At 67.9% G+C, this 21,848-nt stretch carries 23 protein-coding genes; 11 read left to right on the forward strand and 12 right to left on the reverse strand.

Annotated elements, in window-relative coordinates:
- Nucleotides 1–74 precede the first annotated feature (74 nt).
- Nucleotides 75–503 (forward strand): Hsp20 family protein, encoded by a 429-nt coding sequence (locus tag EOJ32_RS10670; RefSeq protein WP_045983045.1) that lies wholly within the window; start codon nucleotides 75–77, stop codon nucleotides 501–503.
- Nucleotides 496–723 carry a DUF1150 family protein gene (locus EOJ32_RS10675; RefSeq protein WP_045999169.1) on the forward strand — a complete coding sequence of 76 codons (228 nt, stop codon included), beginning with the start codon at nucleotides 496–498 and terminating at the stop codon, nucleotides 721–723. The genes EOJ32_RS10670 and EOJ32_RS10675 overlap by 8 nt, the downstream gene beginning before the upstream one ends.
- Here the strand turns inward: EOJ32_RS10675 and EOJ32_RS10680 are convergent.
- The 3 genes from EOJ32_RS10680 to EOJ32_RS10690 form a co-directional block, all read right to left on the reverse strand.
- Nucleotides 720–1,520, reverse strand: a complete 801-nt coding sequence (locus tag EOJ32_RS10680; RefSeq protein ID WP_127898542.1) for a hypothetical protein — start codon at nucleotides 1,518–1,520, stop codon at nucleotides 720–722. The genes EOJ32_RS10675 and EOJ32_RS10680 overlap by 4 nt on opposite strands.
- Nucleotides 1,517–2,944 (reverse strand): MFS transporter, encoded by a 1,428-nt coding sequence (locus tag EOJ32_RS10685; RefSeq protein ID WP_127898543.1) that lies wholly within the window; start codon nucleotides 2,942–2,944, stop codon nucleotides 1,517–1,519. The genes EOJ32_RS10680 and EOJ32_RS10685 overlap by 4 nt, the downstream gene beginning before the upstream one ends.
- A gap of 110 nt (nucleotides 2,945–3,054) precedes the next feature.
- Entirely contained in the window at nucleotides 3,055–4,764 is a 1,710-nt protein-coding gene (locus tag EOJ32_RS10690; RefSeq protein ID WP_127898544.1) for a bifunctional sulfate adenylyltransferase/adenylylsulfate kinase, read from the reverse strand.
- A 191-nt stretch (nucleotides 4,765–4,955) separates the two neighbouring features.
- Between EOJ32_RS10690 and EOJ32_RS10695 the strand changes: the two genes are divergently transcribed.
- Nucleotides 4,956–5,498, forward strand: coding sequence for a hypothetical protein (locus EOJ32_RS10695; RefSeq protein ID WP_127898545.1), 543 nt, complete (start codon nucleotides 4,956–4,958; stop codon nucleotides 5,496–5,498).
- A 4-nt stretch (nucleotides 5,499–5,502) separates the two neighbouring features.
- Here EOJ32_RS10695 and trxB read toward each other — a convergent pair whose 3' ends face one another.
- The gene (gene trxB / locus EOJ32_RS10700) at nucleotides 5,503–6,486 is read right to left on the reverse strand and encodes a thioredoxin-disulfide reductase (RefSeq protein ID WP_127899367.1); all 984 of its coding nucleotides are present in this window, start codon (nucleotides 6,484–6,486) and stop codon (nucleotides 5,503–5,505) included.
- A gap of 156 nt (nucleotides 6,487–6,642) precedes the next feature.
- Between trxB and EOJ32_RS10705 the strand changes: the two genes are divergently transcribed.
- Both EOJ32_RS10705 and EOJ32_RS10710 read left to right on the forward strand, forming a co-directional pair.
- Nucleotides 6,643–7,143, forward strand: coding sequence for an Lrp/AsnC family transcriptional regulator (locus EOJ32_RS10705; RefSeq protein ID WP_045999164.1), 501 nt, complete (start codon nucleotides 6,643–6,645; stop codon nucleotides 7,141–7,143).
- 3 nt (nucleotides 7,144–7,146) lie between these two features.
- Nucleotides 7,147–8,172: a hypothetical protein gene (locus tag EOJ32_RS10710; RefSeq protein ID WP_127898546.1), complete on the forward strand. Its 1,026-nt coding sequence runs from the start codon at nucleotides 7,147–7,149 to the stop codon at nucleotides 8,170–8,172.
- On the opposite strand, the gene pgeF is transcribed toward EOJ32_RS10710, so the two are convergent.
- The 3 genes from pgeF to lgt are packed head-to-tail and all read right to left on the reverse strand — an operon-like array spanning nucleotide 8,152 to nucleotide 10,842.
- Nucleotides 8,152–8,922 carry a peptidoglycan editing factor PgeF gene (gene pgeF / locus EOJ32_RS10715; protein WP_127898547.1) on the reverse strand — a complete coding sequence of 257 codons (771 nt, stop codon included), beginning with the start codon at nucleotides 8,920–8,922 and terminating at the stop codon, nucleotides 8,152–8,154. The two genes, EOJ32_RS10710 and pgeF, sit on opposite strands and share 21 nt — an antisense overlap.
- A complete protein-coding gene (locus tag EOJ32_RS10720) occupies nucleotides 8,906–9,964 on the reverse strand; it encodes a class I SAM-dependent methyltransferase (RefSeq protein WP_127898548.1) in 1,059 nt (352 codons plus the stop codon). The genes pgeF and EOJ32_RS10720 overlap by 17 nt, the downstream gene beginning before the upstream one ends.
- Nucleotides 9,961–10,842 (reverse strand): prolipoprotein diacylglyceryl transferase, encoded by an 882-nt coding sequence (gene lgt, locus EOJ32_RS10725; RefSeq protein ID WP_045983034.1) that lies wholly within the window; start codon nucleotides 10,840–10,842, stop codon nucleotides 9,961–9,963. Before lgt ends, EOJ32_RS10720 begins: the two co-directional genes overlap by 4 nt.
- Nucleotides 10,843–10,961: 119 nt before the next feature.
- On the opposite strand from lgt, the gene EOJ32_RS10730 reads away from it, so the two are divergent.
- Nucleotides 10,962–11,219 carry an accessory factor UbiK family protein gene (locus EOJ32_RS10730; protein WP_045983033.1) on the forward strand — a complete coding sequence of 86 codons (258 nt, stop codon included), beginning with the start codon at nucleotides 10,962–10,964 and terminating at the stop codon, nucleotides 11,217–11,219.
- Here the strand turns inward: EOJ32_RS10730 and EOJ32_RS10735 are convergent.
- Nucleotides 11,210–11,521, reverse strand: a complete 312-nt coding sequence (locus EOJ32_RS10735; RefSeq protein ID WP_127898549.1) for a DUF6476 family protein — start codon at nucleotides 11,519–11,521, stop codon at nucleotides 11,210–11,212. The two genes, EOJ32_RS10730 and EOJ32_RS10735, sit on opposite strands and share 10 nt — an antisense overlap.
- Between EOJ32_RS10735 and EOJ32_RS10740 the strand changes: the two genes are divergently transcribed.
- The 3 genes from EOJ32_RS10740 to EOJ32_RS10750 all read left to right on the forward strand — a co-directional run bounded on the left by EOJ32_RS10740 (nucleotide 11,520) and on the right by EOJ32_RS10750 (nucleotide 14,664).
- Nucleotides 11,520–12,542, forward strand: a complete 1,023-nt coding sequence (locus tag EOJ32_RS10740) for an RluA family pseudouridine synthase (RefSeq protein WP_127898550.1) — start codon at nucleotides 11,520–11,522, stop codon at nucleotides 12,540–12,542. The two genes, EOJ32_RS10735 and EOJ32_RS10740, sit on opposite strands and share 2 nt — an antisense overlap.
- A 110-nt stretch (nucleotides 12,543–12,652) precedes the next feature.
- Nucleotides 12,653–13,561: an RNA polymerase sigma factor RpoH gene (rpoH, locus tag EOJ32_RS10745; protein ID WP_127898551.1), complete on the forward strand. Its 909-nt coding sequence runs from the start codon at nucleotides 12,653–12,655 to the stop codon at nucleotides 13,559–13,561.
- 68 nt (nucleotides 13,562–13,629) lie between these two features.
- Nucleotides 13,630–14,664: a hypothetical protein gene (locus EOJ32_RS10750; protein ID WP_240542409.1), complete on the forward strand. Its 1,035-nt coding sequence runs from the start codon at nucleotides 13,630–13,632 to the stop codon at nucleotides 14,662–14,664.
- Nucleotides 14,665–14,671: 7 nt separating this feature from the next.
- Here EOJ32_RS10750 and EOJ32_RS10755 read toward each other — a convergent pair whose 3' ends face one another.
- Nucleotides 14,672–15,466 (reverse strand): NAD kinase, encoded by a 795-nt coding sequence (locus EOJ32_RS10755; RefSeq protein ID WP_337960280.1) that lies wholly within the window; start codon nucleotides 15,464–15,466, stop codon nucleotides 14,672–14,674.
- A 146-nt stretch (nucleotides 15,467–15,612) separates the two neighbouring features.
- Between EOJ32_RS10755 and glyA the strand changes: the two genes are divergently transcribed.
- Nucleotides 15,613–16,908 (forward strand): serine hydroxymethyltransferase, encoded by a 1,296-nt coding sequence (glyA, locus tag EOJ32_RS10760; protein WP_045983028.1) that lies wholly within the window; start codon nucleotides 15,613–15,615, stop codon nucleotides 16,906–16,908.
- A 125-nt stretch (nucleotides 16,909–17,033) separates the two neighbouring features.
- The gene (locus EOJ32_RS10765; protein ID WP_127898553.1) at nucleotides 17,034–18,290 is read left to right on the forward strand and encodes an Nramp family divalent metal transporter; all 1,257 of its coding nucleotides are present in this window, start codon (nucleotides 17,034–17,036) and stop codon (nucleotides 18,288–18,290) included.
- Here the strand turns inward: EOJ32_RS10765 and EOJ32_RS10770 are convergent.
- From EOJ32_RS10770 to EOJ32_RS10780, 3 genes are read right to left on the reverse strand one after another with little or no spacing between them, the layout of a single operon-like run.
- Nucleotides 18,287–19,069, reverse strand: coding sequence for a crotonase/enoyl-CoA hydratase family protein (locus tag EOJ32_RS10770; protein WP_127898554.1), 783 nt, complete (start codon nucleotides 19,067–19,069; stop codon nucleotides 18,287–18,289). The genes EOJ32_RS10765 and EOJ32_RS10770 overlap by 4 nt on opposite strands.
- Nucleotides 19,062–19,925: a hydroxymethylglutaryl-CoA lyase gene (locus EOJ32_RS10775; protein WP_127898555.1), complete on the reverse strand. Its 864-nt coding sequence runs from the start codon at nucleotides 19,923–19,925 to the stop codon at nucleotides 19,062–19,064. The genes EOJ32_RS10770 and EOJ32_RS10775 overlap by 8 nt, the downstream gene beginning before the upstream one ends.
- Nucleotides 19,918–21,843, reverse strand: coding sequence for a biotin carboxylase N-terminal domain-containing protein (locus EOJ32_RS10780; RefSeq protein ID WP_127898556.1), 1,926 nt, complete (start codon nucleotides 21,841–21,843; stop codon nucleotides 19,918–19,920). Before EOJ32_RS10780 ends, EOJ32_RS10775 begins: the two co-directional genes overlap by 8 nt.
- Between the last annotated feature and the right edge of the window lie 5 nt (nucleotides 21,844–21,848).

Consider the following 21,848-nt stretch of genomic DNA (forward strand, 5'->3'; position numbering starts at 1 on the left):
CCATATCTTGCGCAGGACGGAGGCCGCCGCAACGGGGCCCAGGACCTGCAGTCGCTGCAACGCAAAGGGCTGAGATGACGAAGATTTCCTTAGGGGCGCATCCCTATCTGCTGGGGTTCGACCAGCTTGAACGCCTGGTGGAGCGGGCCTCCAAGGGGGCCGAGGGCTATCCGCCCTATAACATCGAACACCTGCCGCCCGATGCCTTCCGCATCACCTTGGCCGTCGCCGGCTTTGCCGAGGACGACCTGGCCATCACGACCGAGGACCGCCAGCTGGTGATCCGCGGCCGGCAACCCGAACCGGACGACGCCCGCGTCTATCTGCATCGCGGCATCGCCGCCCGTGCCTTTCAGCGCAGCTTCGTGCTGGCCGACGGGGTAGAGGTGACGTCCGCCGCGATGGAAAACGGGCTTCTGCATATCGACCTGCGCCGGGTGAACCCGCAGCAGGTCGTCAAGACCATTCCGATCAGCCGCAAGCAAGGGGATCATCATGGATAGCAAATTCGATTTCGGAGGCGGTACGTCCGCCCAGACCGTCTACATCCGGCAGGTCGCCGCTGCGACCCTGCCCCGCGACGTCCAAGACCAACTGCCCGGCGTTCAGACCCTGTACGCCGTCCACGACACCGATGGTGAACGGCTGGCCCTGGTCCAGGACCGCGCCCTGGCCTTCACCTTGGCGCGCGAGAACGAGCTGCGGCCCGTCAGCGTCCATTAGGCATAGCGCATAAACGCGAAAGCCCGCCCATCGGGCGACCAGCAGGGCACGTTCAGCGTGCCCTGCCCACCGAACAGGTCGCACAGCTTGCGCCGTTCCGTCCCGTCCGGCGCCATGATCCACAGGGATACGTCCCGGTCGCGCGGATGTTCCAGCGTTTCGGGCGCATAGGCCAGATAGACGACATGGCGCCCGCAGGGCGACGGATGCGGGAACCAGTTCACCGAATCGTCGCGAAAGACCGGCGCGGCGTCCAATCCATCGACGCGCATCTTCCAGATCTGCGCATGACCGGTCGCGTCGCTGTTGAACCAGATCCAAGTGCCACACGCACTGAAATCGGGACCGTCGTGATGGGCGACGTCCTGGGTCAGCACCCGTTCGCCGCTGCCATCCACGGCGCAGGTGGCGATCCGTACCACGCGGTCGCCCCGCGCGCAGGCATAGACCAGCCGGTCGCCGTGCGCGCCGTGCCACCAGCTTGGGCGCTGCGCGCCCACCGGTTGGGTGGCTTCGCCGTCCCAGACATGCATCCCGGCCCCGGTCCCGTCATGCGCGGAAAAGATCACCCGCCCGTCGGGCAGAAAGCCGTGGTCGTTGTTGCACCGTTCGGCGCAGCCGGTCTGCAGCAGCTGCAGGCCGTCGGCATCGGCGCGCCACAGGCGCCCCTCTCCGTTCACAAGAAACCAGCCGTCAGGGTGCCAGTTCGGCGCCTCGATCAGCATCGGGGTGCGCAGGATCACGCGGGACTGCCCGGTGGCGACATCCCAGACCTCCAGGGACGACCGCCAGCTCATGGCGTCACCGCCCGGCGGTCACCGCGCCATTGGCGCAGCGCCAGTACCGTCAGGATCGCCGCAAAGACGCAGATCTGATAGGACAGCGCGTGGCCGGTGGCCGCGGCATGGTCCTGATCAACGCGCAGGCGGACAAAGAACAGGCTGCTGACGATGGCGATGCCGATGGCCGCGCCGATCTGCTGGAACGCCTGCATCCCCCCCGTCGCGGCCCCCGCGATGCGCCCCGGCACGTCACGCAGCACCAGTTGGAACAGCGGAGAGATCGCCAGACCCATCCCCAGGCCGTTCATCGCCAAAGGCCCGACCAGCGTACCGGGGCCAAGATCGGCAGGCGGGTGGGCCGCCGCGTGGCGCAACCAGATCATCCCGGCCAGCATGACCGCCGCGCCCAGGGCGACCCGCCCCACCAGCGCCCGCGTCCCGAACCGCCCCGTGACATAGCTGCCCAGCATGATGCCCAATGGGAACGGCGCCGTGGCGATGCCCGACTCCAGCGGCGTCAGGCCAAAGCCGGTCTGGAAATAGATGGCCAGGACCAGAAACATTCCCGGAATGGCCGAGAAATGCAGCATCACCACGGTCACCCCGGACAGAAAGCCCCGATCCCGCAGCAGCACCATCGGCAGCAGCTGTTCCCGGCCCTCCGCCTCCAGTGCGTGCTGGCGTCGCAGGAACAGCGCCCCGACGGGGATCGCCGCAACCAGCGTGACCAGCGTCCACCACGGCCAGCCCAGCAGCGGTCCCTCGATCATCGGCAGGACGACCAGTGTGATGGCCAGACCGAACAGGCCCACGCCCCACCAGTCGATCGCCATGTCGCGCGACGATTCCAGCCGCGGGATCAGCCAGAACCCCGCCAATACGACAAGCAACCCCACCGGCAGGTTGACCAGGAAGATGGGCCGCCATTCAAGCCCATAGAGGTTCCCGCTGATCAGCACGCCGCCCAGCAGCGGCCCCGTGACCGCGCCCAGGCTGATGACCACGCCCGCCAGCGCGAATGCCTTGGCCTTCTGTTCGGGGGGAAAGATCACGTGCATGATCGCCATGACCTGCGGCACCATCATCGCCCCACCGATGCCCTGCAGCGCACGCGCGCCGATCAAAACGTTGATATCGGGCGCCAGCCCGCACAGGACGGATGCCAGCGTGAACAGCCCCACGCCCGACAGGAACAGCCGCTTGCGTCCCAGCTTGTCCCCGAAGCGTCCGCAGGGCAGCAGGCCCACCGCAAAGGCCAGCACATAGGCCGCCGATATCCATTCGATCTGCGTCTCGCTGGCGCCAAGATCGGTGCGGATCGAGGGCAGCGCGACGTTGACGATGCTGACATCGATCAGGTTCATGAAATTGCCCATCAGCAACAGCACGGTTGCGGCCCAGGGGTTGACGCCCTTGGGCGGGCTGGCGGAATGGGGCATCGGGCAACTCCGTTGACGGTCAGCGCGGAACCATCCGCAGGCGCGCAAGGTTCCGGACGCCAAACGGCCCCGGTGTCGCACCGGGGCCGTTCGTATCACTGCGGCAGGGATCAGGACAGGCCGATCAGGCCCATGCTCTCCAGCTTCAGCAGCACCTGATGCGCGGCGCTGTCCACGTCGATGTCGGTCGTGTCGACGCGCAGTTCGGGGTTGGCCGGTTCTTCATAGGGATCTGAAATCCCGGTGAACTCCTTGATCTTGCCCTCCCGCGCCAGCTTGTAGAGGCCCTTGCGGTCGCGGCGTTCGCACTCCTCCAGGGGTGTGGCGACATGGACCTCGACGAAGGCGCCGCCGGCCTCGACCATCTCGCGCACGGCGCGGCGCGTCGCGGTATAGGGTGCGATCGGCGCACAGATCGCGATGCCGCCGTTCTTGGTGATCTCGGAGGCGACATAGCCGATGCGCTTGATGTTGATGTCGCGATGCTCCTTGCTGAACCCCAGCTCCGACGACAGGTGCTTGCGGACCACGTCACCGTCCAGCAGCGACACGGGACGACCGCCCATCTCCATCAGCTTGACCATCAGCGCGTTGGCGACCGTCGACTTGCCCGACCCCGACAGGCCGGTGAAGAACACGGTGAAGCCTTGGTTGGCGCGCGGGGGCGAGGTGCGGCGCAGCTGCTGCACGACCTCGGGAAAGCTGAACCATTCCGGGATGTCCAGACCCTCGCGCAGGCGCCGGCGCAGTTCGGTGCCGCTGATGTCCAGGACGGTGCTGCCCTCGGGGATCTCGTTCGCGGGGAAATACTGCGCCTTTTCCTGCACATAGACCATGTGCTTGAAGTCGACCATCTCGACGCCGATTTCCGACTGGTGGGCCTTGAACAGCTCCTGCGCGTCATAGGGGCCATAGAAGTTCTGGCCCTGGCTGTTCTTGCCGGGTCCGGCATGGTCGCGGCCGACGATGAAGTGGGTTACGCCGTGGTTGGCCCGGATCAGGCCGTGCCATACAGCCTCGCGCGGGCCGGCCATGCGCATCGCCAGGTTCAGCAGCGACAGGCTGGTGGTGGCCGCCGGATACTTGTCCAGCACCGCCTCGTAGCAGCGGACGCGGGTGAAGTGGTCGACATCGCCCGGCTTGGTCATGCCGACGACCGGATGGATCAGCAGGTTCGCCTGAGCCTCGCGGGCGGCACGGAAGGTCAGCTCCTGGTGCGCGCGGTGCAGCGGGTTGCGGGTCTGGAACGCGACGACGCGGCTCCAGCCGAGCTTCTTGAACATGGTGCGCAGTTCGTTGGGCGTGTTGCGGCGGGCGCGGAAATCGTAATGCGTCGGTGCCTGCAGGCCCTTGACCGGGCCGCCCAGATAGACCGGGCCCGCGACATTGTGCAGATAGTTCACCGCCGGATGCGCCAAGTCGTCGGCGCCGAACACCTTCTCGGCCTCCAGCGCCTTGTTCGGCACCCATTTGTCGGTCAGCGACATGATCGCCAGGATCACGCCCTCCTGGTCGCGCAGGGCGATGTCGGTGCCCGGCTCCAGCCCTTCGGCGAACTTTTCGGACACGTCCAGCGTGATGGGCATCGGCCACAGCGCGCCCGAGGTCAGGCGCATGTCGCTGACGACGCCGTCATAGTCGGCTTGGGTCAGAAAGCCCTTCAGCGGGTTGAAGCCGCCGTTCATCAGAAGCTCCAGATCGCAGATCTGGCGCGGCGTCAGGTCCCAGCTGGGCATCCGCCCGGCATCGTCCTTGAGCGCGGCGGCCGACGCCTCGGAGACATAGAGTTCGGGAATGGGGGCATACTTGGGCAGGGTCATGGTCACGACTCGTGGGTTGCGCAGAAACGGATCAACACGCGACCCTGCGGGGATCGCGCGACTCGAAGCGACGCATAGCCCCCATGAAAGCGATATTCAAGTCTGGGAAAACGCTTTTCGCTTCGGGCGTGCCGCGGGGAACCCGACCACACGCGTCACGTTGGGTCCGCGAACCGCAACGACAGGAGCGCATGATGACCGACCAGACCACAGCAAGCCAGGAAGAGCAGCGCGCCTTGTCCCAGGATGAACTGGAGCTGGCGAACCAGACCCGACAACCGGCCTTGGGCCGTTTGTCCGACAAGGAATTGTCCGATCTGGTGGGGCTGCTGCGTGTCCGTCGCAACCGCGCGCGCGACATTGCAGCCCGCCAAGGGCGCGAGGCGCGCGGAAAGGCCGGGCCCAAGGGCACAAACCCTGCGGCCGGCAACGCAGGCACGCGCAGCAAGGCCGAGTTCCTGACCGTCGCCTTGGACCGGGCGACGGCAGAACGCGAACGGCGCGAAGGCGATGCCGATCCCAGCCAGAAGGATCTGGCCCAGAAAGTTGCCGCACTGAAGGACGACGCCATCAACGCGATGATGGAGACCGGTGGACCGCTGCACCCGAACGACCCCGATGCCGATCCCGGCAAGGCCGGGCTGGAAGAGACGCAGCGTGACGCCGCACCGTCGGGTGCCTTGGATCACGCGGGTGAGTTGCCGGCCCGCGAACGCTCGCGCGAGCGCGGCTGAGCCGTCAGTAGATGACGGCAACCCGCTGCTCAGGCTCCAGCTCGACCTCGCCCTGAGCCTCGAGGAAATGTGCGGCATCCAGCGCGGCCATGCATCCCATGCCCGCGCTGGTTACAGCCTGACGATAGATGTGATCGGTCAGGTCGCCCGCCGCGAACACGCCCGGGATCGAAGTGCGCGTGCTGCCCGCCTCGACCTTGACGTAACCGCCGTTGTGCAGTTCCAGCTGATCCTTGACCAGTTCGCTGGCAGGTGCATGACCGATTGCCACGAACACGCCGTCAGCCTTGATCGTCTGCGTCGTTCCATCGACAAGGTTGCGCAGCGTGGCGCCGCTGACGCCGACCGGCGTCTCGGTGCCGGTGACCTCTGCCAGTTCGCTGTTCCAGATCACCTCGACCTTGGGGTGGGCGAACAGGCGGTTCTGCAGGATCTTCTCGGCCCGCAGGCTGTCGCGGCGGTGCACCAGCGTCACCTTGCTGGCGAATTTGGTCAGGAACAGCGCCTCCTCGACCGCGGTGTTCCCGCCGCCGATCACCACGACCTCGCGATTGCGATAGAAGAACCCGTCACAGGTGGCACAGGCACTGACGCCGAAACCCTTGAACTTCTCCTCGGACGGCAGGCCAAGCCAGCGCGCCTGCGCCCCCGTGGCAAGGATCACCGCGTCTGCGGTGACCACCCGACCGCTGTCGCACGTCGCCGTGAAGGGACGCTTCTGCAGGTCCAGCGCGGTCACGAGATCGGTAACGATCTCGGCACCCATCGCACGAGCGTGGGTCTCCATCTTGACCATCAGGTCGGGGCCCTGGATCTCGGTGTCGCCGGGCCAGTTCTCGACTTCGGTGGTGATGGTCAGCTGCCCGCCGGGCTGCATCCCCTGGATCAGCATCGGCCCCAGCATGGCGCGGGAGGCGTAGACGGCGGCGGTGTATCCCGCCGGGCCCGATCCCACGATCAAAAGTTTCACATGGCTGCGTTCGGTCATCTTGCGCCCCTTTCGCGGTTTGTGCATGAGGTAGTCCCTCATGCGCCGGACTGCAACGCATCCCCGCCACGGACCGACGTCGATAAGATTGTTGCGCCGGACGGGGCGGCATTGTAGTTTCCGGCAACGCCAAGACCTGACAGAAGAAAGACAACTATGGCCGGCGCCAAACTGGACGACATCGACCGCAAGATCCTGGCCGAACTTCAGGCCGACGGGCGCATGACCAATGTCGAACTGGCCCGCCGGGTGGGCATCTCGGCGCCGCCCTGCCTGCGCCGCGTCCGCACGCTGGAGGAGCTGGGCTATATCCGCGGATACCATGCCGACATCGACGCCCGCGAACTGGGATTCGAGGTGCAGGTGTTTGCCATGGTGCGCCTGGCGTCGCAATCCGAACGCGACCTGTCGGCCTTCGAGGCGCTGGTTCAGGAATGGCCGCTGGTCCGCGAATGCCACATGCTGAACGGAGAGATCGATTTCATCCTGAAATGCATCTCTCCGGACCTGTCGACCTTCCAGCGCTTCCTGACCAACAGCCTGACCGCCGCGCCGAACGTGGCATCGGTCAAGACGTCGCTGGTGATCCGGGGCGCCAAGGACGAACCCGCCGTCCCCTTCGAGATCGTCGAGGAACGCGTCCGCGAAGCAGGCTGATCCTTGCGCAGGCTGGCCCGCCTGACGCTGCTGATCTGGTCGCTGGCGACGGTCGCGGTGACGGGCTGGATGCTGTCGCAGAACCCCTTCGCCGCACCGCTTGTCGATCGCGGCCTGGATCAGGCCCGTGCGGCCCTGATGCGCGCCGTGACCGACCGCGCGACCCCGGACTGGCTGATTCCCCGCCTGACCGCCGCGCTGGATGCAGGCGACCGCCAGCAGGTGCAGATGCTGATGGATCTGGCCCGCGATCAGGGCACGCCGCTGCCACCCGACCTGCGCGCCCGTGCCGACGCCGCGCTGGCGGTTGGCATGCTGGACACGCTGTCCGATTGCGGCACCTGCATGCGCGACGTGACCGCCTGTCCCAGCCTGTCCCTGATCGCCGCCTGCACCCTGCCGTTCGAGCTGTCTCCTGCAGGCGATGCCGCGGCGCTGATCCGGCAGGGCGGCACCTGGGCTGCCGGAGGCGACCCCGACGGCATCGAGGCTGCGCTGGCGACCCTAGGCCTTGCCGCGACCGCCGGAACCTTGGTCACGGCGGGCAGCAGTCTGTCGATCAAGGGTGCCGCCACCACGCTGCGCGTCGCGCGTCGCGCCGATGCGTTGTCACCCGGCATGACACGCGCGCTGTCAGCCGCGGCGCGCAGCTCCGCGCCCGCCCGGGCCCTGTCCGGCATCGCCGGTGATCTGCGGACGATCGGGCGACAGGCTTCGGTTCCCGAACTGCTGCCGATCCTGCGGCTGGCCGACGATCCGGACGACCTGCGCCGCCTGGCGCGTCTGTCAGAAGCCGCGGGGCCGGACACGACCCGTGTGCTGACAGTGCTGGGCAAATCCGACAGCCTGCGCCTGATGCGGCGCCTGGCCGACGCCGCCATGGCCGCAGCCGCCCTGATCACGTTGGTCCTGGGACAGATGGCGGCGTTGCTGGGCGCCGGGGTTCAGATGGCCCTGCGCCGCGGCCTGCGCCCGGCCCCTGCGCGGCGGATACCGCCGCCCCTGCGTTCAGTTGCGTTCGGCGGCTAGCGAGATGGCGCTGATCAGCCGACCGTAATCGGCCTGGCCTTCATGCGTGGACCGGCGATAGCTGAAGAAGCGGTCGGGGTCGGAATAGGTGCAGTGCCGCGACCATTCCGCCTGCACGCCAGCCGCGCGCAGCCGTGACAGCCCGAACGCGGGAAGGTCGAACATCGGCCGACCATTCGGACCGCCGGAAAAGAACCGGTCATTGGCAGTATCGTCGGCCAGAAACTCATCCATGAATTCGGGACTGACCTCATAGGCGCGCTGGCTGATCGTGGGGCCGATCACCGCGCGGATGTCGGTCGCACCCAGATCGCGCATGGCGGCCACCGTCGCCTCGATCACGCCGGCGATGGCGCCGCGCCACCCGGCGTGACAGGCGCCGACGACGCCAGCCGCGGAATCGGCCAGCAGCACGGGCTGGCAATCGGCGGTCAGCACGGCCAAGGCCACGTCGCGCCGGGCGGTGACCAGCCCGTCGGCCTTGATGTCCTTGACCACATCGACATCGTGATCGTCCGTCAAGGTGACCACGTCCGCCGAATGGATCTGCTTGACGGTGGCCAGCGGCAGGCCCATCGCGCCCGCAACGCGGGCACGGTTGACCAGCACCATCTCGCTTTGGTCCGAAGAGCGGCGCCCACAGTTCAGACCGGCGAACAGCCCGGAGGATGCCCCACCCTTTCGCGTGAAGAATCCGTGCCTTACGTCGGAAAGCAACGGGTGGGTCAGGATCTCAAGCGTGGTCTGCATGGGCCTCCAGCGCGACAAATCCGGGGACGGGCGGCGCGCCCTTGGGCCAGATCGCGATTACCTTGAACAAGTGACCCATTTCGTCGGGGTGGGTCAAGCGCCGAAGCGCGGCCATCGCGCCCCCGTCGCCCGCGGCGGCAAGCCGGGCGGCCCGTGCCTCGGCCCCCAGGGCGCGCAGCCAATCGCCCTGCCGAACAGGACGCGACGCCACCGCCCCGCCCCGGATGGCCGCGGCGGCCAAGGGCGCGAAATCAACATGCGTAGTCAGGTCCGCCTGCCCCGGATGCGCCAGCGGATCTTCGGGGGCATGGTTGCGCAGGGCCTGGAACGTGTCGCCGAACCCGTTCCACCCGCCATAATCGATCAGGATCGCGCAGCCGCCGTGATTCGCGATGTGGCGGGCCGCGGCCTCGACAAAGGCCGCGCCTTCGGGACATTCCTCGACGATGTCGCCCACGGACCCCGTCCGGGCCAGCGGCACGACGGGGCCAAGCCCCATGTGCAGACCGTTTTCCGACAGCCCGACCAGACGCTCTCTCCAGCCATCGTCGGTTCGCTGGTACTGACGGATCGGGAGGGCGTCGATGAACTCGTTCCCGATCAGGAACAGTGGTTTGGATCCTATATCCTCGATCCGGTCGAGATGCGTGACGGGTCCAAGACGATCGCGCTGAACGCCGCGCAGATGCGGCGAGGCCTCGATCAGGGCGACGTCGGCGGCCTGGTGCAGGCCGGGCACCTGCCGCATCGCGCGCAGCATGTCGGCCATCAGCGTCCCGCGACCCGGTCCCGGCTCTACCAAGGCGAACGGGGCCGGGGCACCCTGGTCCAGCCAGGTCTGCGCCAGCGCAAGGCCGCACAGTTCGCCGAACATCTGGTGGATCTCCGGCGCGGTCGTGAAATCACCCGCGGTGCCGAAGGGATCGCGCGTCGCGTAATAGCCGTGACGACTGTCCATCAGGCAGACCTGCATGTACTCGGCCAGGCTGATCGGCCCCGTCGCGCGGATGCGCGCCGCGATGATCGCGGCCAGGGGCGTCATGCGGCGACGGGCGGGCGGCGCCGCGCATAAGCCACCAGCGCCAGCCCGATCAGGACCATCGGCAGCGACAGTGTCTGCCCCATCGTCAGACCGATCACAGGGCCGCCCAGGACGTGGCCAAGCGGGTTGTCCGGCGTGATGAACTGGGCATCGGCAACGCGAAACAGTTCGACGAACATGCGCGCAAGCCCATAGCCGGCAAGGAAAACCCCGAACGCAAGGCCCGGGCGGCGCAGCCCCCCGGCGCGGACCAGGACCAGCAGGATCAGCCCCAGCAGCAGGCCCTCAAGTCCCGCCTCGTACAGCTGGCTGGGGTGGCGGGCGCATGGTCCGACGATGCCGGGACAGGTCTGCGCCGCCTCGCCGGGAAAGACCACGCCCCAAGGCAGGTCGGTGGGGCGGCCCCACAGTTCGGCGTTGATGAAGTTGGCAATGCGCCCGAAGAAGATGCCGATCGGTGCCACGACGGCCATCGCGTCGGCCAGCCGCAGGACAGGCACGCCCTGGCTTCGCGACCAGGCCCAGGTCGCGACGATCACGCCGGCAAAGCCGCCGTGAAAGCTCATCCCGCCCTGCCAGACCTGCAGGATCTGCCCGGGGTTCGACAGATAGTAGGCGGGCTCGTAGAACAGCACGAACCCCAGACGCCCGCCCAGGATCACCCCCAGGATGACCCAGGTCAGCAGGTCGTCGACCCGGTCGGGCGCGGTGGGCGGCGTGCCGCCCCACAGCGCGGGACGGCGCATCATCGCGACGATCAGCCGCCAACCCAGGATCAGGCCGGCCAGATAGGCCAGCGCATACCAGCGCAGCGAGAACGAGAACCCGCCCAGGGTGATCGTGAAGATTTCGGGGGCGATGTCGGGAAACGGGATCATGGAACCTCGGGTCTGCGATTTGCCGCGCACGCTAGTCGCAAAAGCCGCACTGTCAACATTGAACCCTGGACCGCACCGGACCATATAGGACGCAACGCAAGACAGAAGGGCACCGCCAGATGACCACCCAGAACCGTTTCTTCGACGACATGTCCAAGCTGATGACCAACGCGATGGGCGTGGCCCAGGGCGCCCGCAGCGAGGCCGAGACGGCCATGAAGGGCTGGATCGACCGCTGGCTGGCCGACCGCGACTTTGTCACCCGCGAGGAGTTCGAGGCCGTGCGCGAGATGGCGATCAAGGCCCGCACCGAGAATGCCGAACTCAAGGCGCGGCTGGACGCCCTGTCCGCGGGTGCCGACAAGCCTCAGGGCTGAAGCGCCGTTTGTCCCCTCAGCGTTCCCGCGCGGTCATAGACCAGCACCCGGTCGTCCGTCGTCAGCACGACGATCCGATCGGTCGCAAAGGTCACCGCGCGGGTTTGCGCATCCTGGGGCAGCGTGATCGCATCGGGCAGTTCGGGCAACACGGGCTGGTTCAGCCGCACCCACAGCAGCGCCACGACCGCGATCATCCCCACCCCCATGACCAGCGTCAGCCCCGTCACCAGCGTCTTTAGAAAGCGCAGTTCCGGGACGGCTTTCGCCGCCACCTTCCAATCGGTATCATCCTGCGCCATGTCGATCCTTTCCGTGACCATTCCGGCCAACCCGCCCGACCGACTTGATAAGGCGCTTGCCATGGCGGTGCCAGACAATGCGGCCCTGTCGCGGTCGCGTCTGGCGCGGCTGATCGCCGACGGTGCGGTAACCGGTCCGGATGGCCCCGCACGCGACGTCAAGGCGCGCGTCGCCGAGGGTCAGGAATACCGCATCACCCTGGCCCCGCCCGAGCCTGTCGAGACGCGGGCCGAGGCCATTCCGCTGGTCATCGCGCATGAGGATGATGACCTGATCGTGATCGACAAGCCCGCCGGGATGGTCGTCCATCCCGCGCCGGGCAGCCCTTCCGGCACGCTGGTCAACGCGCTGCTGGCGCATTGCGGCGATTCGCTGTCGGGCATCGGGGGCGAAAAGCGCCCCGGCATCGTGCACCGCATCGACAAGGACACGTCGGGCCTGCTGGTCGTCGCCAAGTCGGACCGCGCGCATCACGGCCTTGCCACCCAGTTCGAGGCGCATACCGCCAACCGGCGCTATCTTGCGCTGGCGCATGGGGCGATCGACGCGGCCGATCCGCGTCTGCGTGGCACGCCAGGCGTCTCGTTCGAGGAAGGGCTGGTGCTGCGGATCGCCACGCACCTGTCGCGCCACCCGACCGACCGCCAACGTCAGGCGGTCTTTGCCGACAAGGGCCGTCACGCCGTGACCCGCGCGCGGCTGCTGGAACGGTTCGGCACGCCGCCTTCCGCCATGCTGGTGGAGTGCCGGCTGGAAACGGGGCGCACTCACCAGATCCGGGTGCACATGGCCCATTGCGGCCTGGGGCTGATCGGCGATCCGGTCTATGGCGGGTCGCGACGCGCCTCTGCCAAGGCGCTTGGCACCGCCGCGGCAGCGGTCCAGGGGTTTTCCCGACAGGCGTTGCACGCCGCGCATCTGGGGTTCGTCCATCCGGTCACCGGGGTCGAGATGGGGTTCGACAGTCCTCTGCCAGACGACATGCAGGAGCTTCTGGACGCCCTTCGCACCGCCCCTTGACGAAAGCGTGAGCCGACCACACATGACACTGCCCGCGCGGATGCGGCATTCTGTCCCGGAACCGGGCTGTTCGACGCTGCGTTAACCGGTCTCTGCGAAAGGCGAACATCATGGCGACTTATGGAAATCTTCCCGCCCCAAGCCCGGAACAGGGTCTGAACCGCTATCTGCAGGAGATCCGCAAGTTTCCGCTGCTGGAACTCGAACAGGAATACATGCTGGCCAAGGCATGGGCCGATCACGAAGACAGCGACGCCGCGCATCAGCTGGTCACCAGTCACCTGCGTCTGGCCGCCAAGATCGCGATGGGATATCGCGGCTATGGCCTGCCGCAGGCAGAGGTGATCAGCGAGGCGAATGTCGGCCTGATGCAGGCGGTCAAGCGGTTTGACCCGGAACGCGGCTTCCGCCTTGCCACCTATGCGATGTGGTGGATCCGTGCATCGATCCAGGAATACATCCTGCGGTCTTGGTCCCTGGTCAAGATGGGCACCACAAGCGCGCAGAAGAAGTTGTTCTTCAACCTCCGCAAGGCCAAATCCAAGATCGGTGCTCTGGAGGAAGGCGATCTTCGTCCCGAGAACGTCGCCCAGATTGCCACCGAACTGAACGTCACCGAAAAAGAGGTCGTCGACATGAACCGCCGGCTTTCCGGTGGTGACGCCTCATTGAATGCGCAGGTCGGGTCGGGCGATGGCGAATCGTCGGCACAATGGCAGGACTGGCTGGAGGACACGAACGCCAACCAGGCCGAAGCCTATGCGGAATCCGAGGAACTGGACACACGGCGGCAGATGCTGATCGACGCGATGGACGCGCTCAACGAGCGTGAGAAGGACATCCTGATGGAGCGTCGTCTGCGCGACGATCCGATGACACTGGAGGATCTGTCCAGCCGCTACAGCGTGTCGCGTGAACGCATTCGCCAGATCGAGGTGCGCGCGTTCGAGAAGCTGCAGGAACGGATGCGCACCTTGGCCCGTGACAAGGGCATGCGGATCGCCGATACGGTCGAGTGACCCGCGCCGCATTGACGCAACGCGGCGCGTCGCTATGGTCTGGGCATCCTGCAGGACGACCCTAGACCATGCCCGCCCCCGTGACTGCCCTGACTGAATTCCAGCGCCTTGAGGCGCAGGGCTCGTGGCGCGAGACGCCCGAATCACGGCTGCGCGAGGTCATCGTCTCCGTGGGCGCCGCGACGCTGACGATGATGGACCCGAAATCGGACCGGCCTCTGTCGCACTGGTCGCTGCCGGCGGTGACGCGGATCAATCCGGGTCAACTGCCCGCAATCTATACTCCGAACGGTCAGGCACCTGACGAGACCGTCGAGATCGACGATCCGCTGATGATCGAGGGGATCGAACGCGTCCAACGGGCCATCGCCATCCACCGTGCCGTGCCGGGCCGCTTGCGGGGCGTCGTCACGGTGCTGGGCGCGGTCGCCATGCTGGCTGCCCTGACCTTCTGGCTGCCCGACGCGCTGATCCGCCATGCGGCTCGGATTGCACCCCCCGCGCAGGCGCGAACAATCGGCTTGGCCGTGCTGGCCGATCTGGAGCACAGCGCCGGTGCCGTCTGCCGTCGGCGGTCGGGCCAGCAGGTGCTGGACTGGATCGCACCCCAGCTGATCGGCGACCAGGCGCTGGTGCAGGTCGTGCCTGCGCCGCTGAACGGGGCGCGTCGCCTGCCGGGTGATCTTTACGTGCTGGGCAACGACCTGCTGGCCACCACCCCCGGGCCCGAAGCCTCTGCCGGTCACCTGATCGCCGCCCGTCTGGCGGTCGAGGACAAGCAGGCGACGCTGGATGCGCTGCGGCATGCGGGCCTGATGAACGCACTGCGCCTGATGACGCTTGGGACGCTCTCGCGCGACGCGATGCAGGGCTATGGAGAGACGCTGCTGTCGCAATCGTTGCCGCGACCCGACCTGGCCGCCCTGCCCCCGGCCTTTGCGGAACGCGGGCTGTCGACCGAACCCTATGCGCGCAGCATCGATCCGACCGGCGCCGCCGTCCTGCCGCTGATCGAGGCCGACCCCATCCGTCAGGGAACCACGCCTGCCCGCCTGCTGACCGACGAACAGTGGCTGGCGCTGCAGCAGATCTGCGCGGGCTGACGCCCCCTTAGACGAACTGTTCGCGCAGCAGGCGTTCATCCAGCCCGTGGCCCGGATCGAACAGCAGGCGGTGACGGATGTCGTCGGCGCTGCGGATTTCGACCTGCGTCACGTGGCGAACAGAACGGCTGTCGGCATCGGCCATGACGGGGCGGCGGTCAGCATTCAGCACCTCGATCACCACGGATGCGCCCTTGGGCAGCAGCGCCCCCCGCCAACGGCGCGGACGGAAAGGCGCAATGGCGGTCAGGGCCAGCACCTCCGACCCGATCGGCAGGATCGGCCCGTGCGCGGAGTAGTTGTAGGCCGTGGATCCCGCCGGAGTGGAGACCAGCGCACCGTCGCAGACCAGTTCCTCCATCCGCAACCGCCCGTCGACATGGATGCGCAGCTTGGCGGCCTGCGGCCCCTCGCGCAGCAGGCTGACCTCGTTGATCGCCAGGGCCTCGGTGCAGGTGCCGTCGGCACAGGTGGCGCGCATGCGCAGCGGGTTGATGACCGTCTCCTCGGCCAAGGCAAGGCGGTCGGTCAGGTCGTCCTCGGCATAGGCGTTCATCAGGAACCCCACCGTGCCACGGTTCATGCCATAGACCGGCAGCCCCCGACCCTGCGTCGCGTGCAGGGTCTGCAGCATGAACCCGTCCCCGCCCAGGGCCACCACGACGTCGGCCTCCGCCAGCGGGGCCTGGCCATAGCGCGCCGTCAGCACGGACAGGGCCGCCCGGGCGGTCTCGGCGTGGCTTGCGGTGAAATGCACGTTGCGCGTCATCGGCCGTCCTGTCCCCTGATGGACCCGCACCATCACGCGCGACAGACATGATGACAAGCGCATTCCGCAGCGCGTCGCAACGGGCGGGATGCGGGTCGTTTTGTCACTTTCGGCATGCGCGACGTTGCGTTAAAAGACGCAAACTCAAGCCGCCCCAGCCCAAAAAGGACGAAAGACCGATGAACGCACCGACCCGCGACAACGGCTTCTTCACCGAAACCCTGGCCAGCCGTGACCCCGACATTGCCAAGGCGATCACCCAGGAACTGGGCCGCCAGCGCGACGAGATCGAGCTGATCGCCTCCGAGAACATCGTCAGCCGCGCCGTGATGGAGGCTCAGGGGTCCGTCCTGACCAACAAGTATGCCGAGGGCTATCCGGGCAAGCGCTATTACGGCGGCTGCCAGTATGTCGACATCGCCGAGAACCTGGCGATCGAGCGCGCCAAGCAGCTGTTCGGCTGCGAATACGCCAACGTCCAGCCCAACAGCGGCAGCCAGATGAACCAGGCCGTGTTCCTGGCGCTGCTGCAGCCGGGCGACACCTTCATGGGCCTGGACCTGAATTCGGGCGGTCACCTGACCCACGGATCGCCGGTCAACATGTCGGGCAAGTGGTTCAACGTCGTCAGCTATGGCGTGCGTGCGCAGGACCATCAGCTGGACATGGACGCGATCGCCGAAAGCGCCCGCCAGCACAAACCCAAGCTGATCATCGCGGGCGGCACGGCCTACAGCCGTAGCTGGGACTGGGCCGCCTTCCGCGCCATCGCGGATGAGGTCGGCGCCTATCTGATGGTGGACATGGCCCACATCGCGGGCTTGGTCGCGGGCGGCGCACATGCCTCGCCCGTCCCGCATGCCCATGTCGTCACCTCGACCACGCACAAGTCGCTGCGCGGTCCCCGGGGCGGCCTGATCCTGACCAACGACGCGGACATCGCCAAGAAGATCAACAGCGCCGTGTTCCCCGGCCTGCAGGGCGGCCCGCTGATGCACGTGATCGCCGCCAAGGCGGTGGCCTTTGGCGAAGCGCTGCGCCCCGAGTTCAAGACCTATGCCCAGCAGGTCGTCAAGAACGCCGCCGCCATGGCGGACGAGCTGATGAAGGGCGGCATCGACATCGTGTCGGGCGGCACCGACAACCACCTGTGCCTGGCCGACTTGCGCCCCAAGGGCGTGACCGGCAAGGCGACCGAGGCCGCCTTGGGCCGTGCGCACATCACCTGCAACAAGAACGGCGTGCCGTTCGACCCTGAAAAACCGTTCGTGACCTCGGGCATCCGTCTTGGCGCGCCCGCAGGCACCACCCGCGGCTTCGCCGAGCCCGAGTTCCGCCAGATCGCCCGCTGGATCGTCGAGGTCGTCGACGGCCTGGCTGCCAATGGCGAGGAGGGCAATGCCGCGGTCGAGGAAAAGGTCCGCGCCGAGGTCAGCCAGCTCTGCACCCGCTTCCCGCTGTACCAGGGCATGTGATCGCCCGACATCGGTGACCTGTACGCCCCGCCGCGCCCCCGCGCGGCGGGGTTTTCCGTTTGTGCCATTTGCGCATCCTGCAGTTTCGCGTCATGGTTTGCGCGGACATTTAGGGATGAGGACAGATGACACCACCCAATCGCCCCCAAGCCGAACCGCGCTGGAGCCTGGTCGGCCCAGGCTTGGTCGTGGCCGCAACCGGCGTCGGCGCGGCCGACCTGATCGCCACGACTGTCGCGGGCAGCAAATACGGCTATGCCCTGCTGTGGGCCGTCGTTGCGGGCTGCATCATGAAGATCGTGCTGGTCGAGGGTGCCGGCCGCTACAGCCTGGCCACCGGCAACACCATCTTCGAGGGATGGAGCACGCTTGGCAAATGGACCAGCTGGTATTTCGGCCCCTACATCGTGATCTGGGGCTTTGTCTATGGCGCGGCGGCAATGGCCGGGACGGGACTGGCGCTGACCTCGCTGATGCCGTTCCTAGGCGTTCCGGCCTGGGGCATCCTGTCGGGCCTGCTGGGCCTGGCGCTGGTCTGGTCGGGCCGCTACGACCTGTTCGAACGGGTGCTGACCGCGATGGTCATCCTGATGTTCATCGCCATGGTCCTGGCGGCCGCAGCCACCCTGCCCAACCTTGGCGAGGTCCTGACCGGCCTTGCCCCGATGATCCCGGATGGCGCGATGATCAACGTCCTGTCCGTCGCGGGCGGCGTCGGTGGCACGATCACGCTGGCGGCCTATGGCTACTGGCTGCGCGAGAAGGGCTGGGACAGCCCGCGCTTCATGTCGGTCATGCGCATCGACAACGCGGTCGCCTATCTGGTGACCGGCCTGTTCGTCGTGGCGACGCTGATCGTTGGGGCGGAACTGCTCTACTCAGCGGGCATCGCCATCGGCGGCGGTGATCAGGGCATGGTCGACCTGTCCCGCGTCCTGGGTGAACGCTATGGCCCTTGGCTCAGCAAGCTGTTCCTGATCGGGTTTTTCGCGGCATCATTCAGCTCGCTGATCGGGGTGTGGAACGGGGTCAGCCTGATGTTTGCGGACTTCATGGGCCATGTGCAGGGCAAGCCGCACGCCCATCCCGACCGCTTGGCGGGCGGCCGCTACTATCGCGCCTACATCGTCTGGCTGACCATCCCGCCCATGGCGATGCTGTTCCTGGGCCAGCCGGTGCTGCTGATCCTGGCCTATGGCGTGCTGGGCGCGCTGTTCATGCCGTTCATGTCGGTCACGCTGCTGTGGATCCTGAACACCGACCGCGTACCCGCCGAATGGCGCAACAAGCCGCTGACCAACATCCTGCTGGTGCTGTGCACGCTGGCCTTTGCCGCACTGGCGGTCGATCAGCTGCGCAGCTCCATCATGCGGCTGTTCTAGGACTGCCAGGCGGGCTTGCGCCTGTCGAAGAAGGCCGAGATCCCCTCGGGGGCTTCGGCGCCTTGCCAGACAGCGACCAGGCGGTCGATGCTGTCCTCGATGACGGCGGCGTCGATGCGCGGACCAAGCGCGCGGCACTGCGCCTTGGCCGCCGCGACCGCCCCCGGTGCCGCCTGCAGGAAGGGGGCCACGTCGGCCTCCACCGCCGCATCCAGATCCGCCGCTGCGACCCGGCGCGACACCAGGTTCAGGTCCACGGCCTCCCCGGCATCGAACAGACGGGCCGAAAAGAACACCCGCCGCGCCGCGGGCTCGCCCATGCGGGCCAGCACATAGGGGCCGATCGTCGCGGGTATCAGGCCCAGCCTGACCTCGGTTAGCCCGAACCGCGCCGTGTCGGCGGCCACGACGATGTCGCTGACCGCCATCATGCCCACGCCCCCACCAAAGGCATTGCCCTGAACCCGTGCGATCAGCGGCTTGGGCAGCAGGTTCAGCGCCGAGAGCATCCCGGCCAGCGCTTGCGCCCCCTCGCGCCGCGTGGCGTCATCCGCGGCCATCTGCTCGCGCATCCAGCCCAGATCGCCGCCCGCGCAGAAGCTGCCGCCCTCGGCCGCCAGGATCACGACGCGCACGGCCGGGTCCGCACCCAGATCGGCGGCGGCCTGGGTCAGCTCGTCCATCATCGGGCGGGACAGGGCGTTGTGCTTTTCCGCACGCGTCAGCCACAGGGTCGCCACGCCACGGTCGTCGCGGTCGATGCGGATGGTCTCAAGCATCGGGGGTCTCCCTCAGGGCGCGGGCCATGGCGGCGGCGCGGGTGATGATGTCCATGTCCAGCCCATGCGCGAAACCGCGCCTGTCCAGATGGCGGGCCAGCGCCTCTGTCGCGACATTGCCTGCCGCACCCGGTGCATAGGGGCAACCGCCCAGGCCGCCGACCGCGGCGTCGAAGACCCGCAACCCGCGCTCCAGGCTGACATCCACATTCTGCAGCGCCCGCCCGGCAGTATCGTGGTAATGCCCTGCCAGACGGTCGGCGGGCAGCTCCTCCAGCACGGCGGCCAGCATGGCGTCGATGGTTTCGGGGCGGCCCTGCCCGATCGTGTCGCCCAGGCTGATCTGCTGACAGCCCATGTCACGCAGGGCGGCGGCCACGCGGGCTACGGCGGCCGGCGCCACCGGCCCGTCGAACGGGCAGTCGGTCACCACGCTCACATAGCCGCGCAGCGCCACGCCATCAGCCTGCGCGTGCGCCGCGACAGGCGCCATGCGTGCCAAGCTGTCGGCGATGCTGGCGTTTAGGTTCGCCCGGCTGAATCCCTCCGAGGCGCTGGCAAAGACCGCGACCGTGTCGGCCCGCGCCGCCCGCGCCGCCTGATAGCCGCGCAGGTTCGGCGTCAGCACCGCATAGCGCGTGCCGGGGCGGCGGGTGATGCCCGCCATGACCTCGGCCCCGTCCGCCATCTGGGGCACCCAGGCTGCGGGGACGAAACTGGTGACCTCGATATCCGCAAAGCCCGCCTGACTCAGCAGGTCGACCAGGGCGATCTTGTCGGCGGTGGGGATCAGCCGCTTCTCGTTCTGCAAGCCGTCGCGGGGGCCCATCTCGAATATCTGGACGCGCTCAGCCATCGACTGGCTCCAGCCGGATCAGCGGTGCCCCGGCCTCGACTTGGTCGCCGGCCCGGGCCAGAACCTCGGCCACCACGCCATCGGCGGCGGCGGTCAGGCTGTGCTCCATCTTCATGGCCTCCAGCACGGCCAGCCGGTCGCCCGCCGAAACGGCCTGTCCGGCCGTCACATGCACCGCCTTGACCAGCCCCGGCATGGGTGACCGCGTCACCCCGTCCCCCGCCCCGTCGGCCGCTTTGCGCGCCAGCGGGTCCAGTGGCGTCAGGTGCACGACGCGGCCGCCAAAGACTCCGACGCCTGCCGGATGGGTCACTACGCGGTGGCGGCAGGGCTGCCCGTCCACCCACCAGCGCCCCGACTGCCAGCGCACCTCATGCGCGCGGTCCAGCATGACCCGCGCCGCACCCGGCCCGGTCACCTCCAGCACCGCCTGACCGCCCTCCCATGCGATGGTGCGGCGCAGCGGCTGCCACAGGGTCGCGCCGCCGCGAATGTCGGGATCGGCCAGCCCCGCTAGCCCGATGACGCCCAGAACCAGGGCGGCGCGATCCTCGGCCCCGCCGTCCAGCAGCGACGGCAGGTCGCGGGCGATCAGGCCGGTGTCGACCTCACCGCGTTTGAACCCGGCATGACGGGTCAGCGCGATCAGAAAGTCCAGGTTCGTGACCGAACCCGCGACCTCGGTATCGACCAGCGCCTGTTCCAGCGCGCGCAGCGCGATGGCGCGCGTGGCGCCATGTGTCACGACCTTGGCGATCATCGGGTCGTACCACGGGCTGATCGCGTCGCCAGAACGCACACCGGTCTCGATCCGGGCGTGATCGGCAAAGCCCAGATGCGCCAGTCGCCCGGTCGCGGGCAGGAACCCGGCAGGCACGTCCTCGGCGTAAAGCCGCGCCTCGAAGGCGTGGCCGGTCAGGGCAATGTCCTCCTGCCGCGCGGGCAGAGCTTCTCCGCTGGCCACGCGCAGCTGCCATTCGACCAGATCGATGCCGGTCACGGCCTCGGTCACCGGATGCTCGACCTGCAGGCGGGTGTTCATCTCCATGAACCAGAACCCGTCGGGCCGCAGCCCGTCCGCGCCGTCCACGATGAACTCGATCGTGCCCGCCCCGGCATAGCCGATGGCCTCGGCCGCGCGCACCGCCGCACCGCCCATCGCGGCCCGCATCGCGGGCGTCATGCCGGGGGCCGGGGCCTCCTCGATGACCTTCTGGTGGCGGCGCTGCAGACTGCAGTCGCGTTCATAAAGATGCACGGCGCGGGCGCCGTCGCCGAACACCTGCACCTCGATATGGCGCGGCTGCAGGATGTATTTCTCGATCAGCACGGCGGGGTTGCCGAAGGCGCCCTGCGCCTCGGACCGGGCGCTTTCCAGCGCATCGGCAAAGGCCGAGGGGTCGTCCACGCGCCGCATGCCCTTGCCACCGCCACCCGCCACGGCCTTGATCAGCACCGGATAGCCGATCCGCGCGGCCTCGGCGGCCAGATGGTCCGGGTCCTGCTCCGCGCCGTGATAGCCGGGCACGACCGGCACGCCCGCCTTCTCCATCAGCGCCTTGGCCGCGTCCTTGAGGCCCATCGCCCGGATCGCCGCCGCCGACGGCCCGATGAAGACCAGCCCCGCCGCCACCACCGCGTCGACGAAGTCGGGGTTCTCGGACAGGAAGCCATAGCCCGGATGGATCGCCTGCGCGCCGGTGGCCTGGGCCGCCGCGATGACCCTGTCGCCCCGCAGATAGCTGTCGGCGGGCGCAGGCCCGCCCAGATGCACGGCCTCATCGGCCATCTGGACATGGCGCGCATCGCGGTCGGCGTCGGAATAGACCGCGACCGTCGCCACGCCCAAGCGGCGGCAGGTGTCGATGACGCGGCAGGCGATCTCGCCCCGGTTGGCGATCAGGATCTTGTCGAACATGTCGT

This window comes from Paracoccus sp. Arc7-R13, assembly GCF_004010775.1.
Taxonomy (GTDB): Bacteria; Pseudomonadota; Alphaproteobacteria; order Rhodobacterales; family Rhodobacteraceae; genus Paracoccus; species Paracoccus marcusii.